At 66.0% G+C, this 1,520-nt stretch carries 2 protein-coding genes; one reads left to right on the top strand and one right to left on the bottom strand.

Going from position 1 to position 1,520, the window contains the following annotated elements:
- On the top strand, positions 1 to 282 hold a 282-nt coding region (locus WAW85_RS07120; RefSeq protein ID WP_422558928.1), incomplete at its 5' end, for a hypothetical protein.
- Positions 283 to 469: 187 nt separating this feature from the next.
- Here the strand turns inward: WAW85_RS07120 and WAW85_RS07125 are convergent.
- A complete protein-coding gene (locus tag WAW85_RS07125) occupies positions 470 to 1,408 on the bottom strand; it encodes a hypothetical protein (RefSeq protein ID WP_422558929.1) in 939 nt (312 codons plus the stop codon).
- Positions 1,409 to 1,520 lie beyond the last annotated feature (112 nt).

The following is a 1,520-nucleotide window of genomic DNA, read 5'->3' on the forward strand; positions in this document are numbered from 1 at the left end:
TTCCAGGAGACCACGCGTGTCCTGACCGACGCGGCGATCAACAATCGCAGCGACAAACTGGTGGGTCTGAAAGAGAACGTCATCATCGGTAAGCTCATCCCGGCCGGTACCGGTATCAACCGTTACCGCAACATCCAGGTGGAGCCGACCGAAGAGGCTCGCGCCGCCGCGTACGCGCGTCCGGTGCACGACGATAACTTCTTCAGCCCCGACGGTTTCGGCGCTCCCGCCGGTGCCGCGGTGCCGTTGGACGATTTTGGAGACAACGGGTACTTCGGCTAGTACGCTCAGGTAAGGCCCCCGATCCATCCCCCGGATCGGGGGCCTTACCATTTCCACCCCGCCCCCTGAGCCCGTCCGCCCCCTGAGCTTGTCGAAGGGTCAAGGTCGGACGTTCCGGCCCACACAGTTGGTTCCGGCTACCGCCTGCTTTAGGGGCCGGAACCAAAGTCGTTGGCGCGAACTGTATTCAGGGGTGGATCTGCAGGTGGTTCAGCCAGTACCGGCAACGCCCGACAACCTCGCGGCGCTCCAACTGGGCCCACCAGAAGCGCAGCATCTTCGGGCCGATCGCTTCGAGCTCGTCCTGGCGGCGCTTCTCTTTCTGGATGATCCTGGTCGCTTCGGCCGCGTTCGCGCCGTCGGGGACGCGGTACTTGCACATCCCGTCGAACTCGACGATCAGTTTGCGTTCCCAGTCGAGGTCGACCCACGCGTCCTGGCTCGGCAGTTGGTAGTAGACCTGGAGTTGCGGGGTGGGGAGCCCGCCGTCGATCAATTGTGCGCGACACCAGGACTCGCCGACCGATTCGGCCTTGCCGTTGGCGTGTGTCAGGGCGTACCTCGCCATGGCCGAGCCGATCCGGCGGTGGTCGGTGAGTTCGGCCGTGAGTTCGTCGGTGCTGGTGCCGAGCCGCACGGCGCTGTCGAAGACGGTGAGCGCACCGTCGAAGGTGCCGTCGGCGCACGCGACGTCGACCGCGGTGCGGGCGAGTGAGGTGACGGTGACACCCTTGACGGTCACGTACTTGCCGACGGGCACCGGGCCGGGATGGATGTGCCGATTCTTCAGTTGCGAGCCGCCGGCCCGCGCGATGTTCACCAGGTGCACCCGCGTCCGATCGGGCTTGAGCAGCGGCAGCCGGTGGATGGCCGCGGCGGATTGGTGGGAGAGCACGAGTTTGCTGGCGCGACCGGTCGTGGCGTGGCCGAGGCAGCGGAGACGGTAGAGCTCCGCTGCGCGTTCGCCCGACGCTGTGGGTAGATCGTCGAGCACAGCGTAAGCGCCGTTGCCGAGGCGCTGCAGCTCGTTGTTCTTCACGTGCCACTGCAGTTGGTCGTCGGTGTATCCACAGGCGACGACGGCGTCGCGCCGCACCAGTCCGAATGCGTCGACAGGTAGTTCCATGCCCTTTAGACGCACCGAACTCGTCGCCGGTTCCCCGACACGCCGACGCTGTGACGTCTAGCCGCTTCCGGCTAACGACGTTGGTTCCGGCCTGCGTCGCAAGCGGTAGCCG

The sequence above is a fragment of the Gordonia sp. (in: high G+C Gram-positive bacteria) genome, from assembly GCF_049299075.1.
Taxonomy (GTDB): domain Bacteria; phylum Actinomycetota; class Actinomycetes; order Mycobacteriales; family Mycobacteriaceae; genus Gordonia.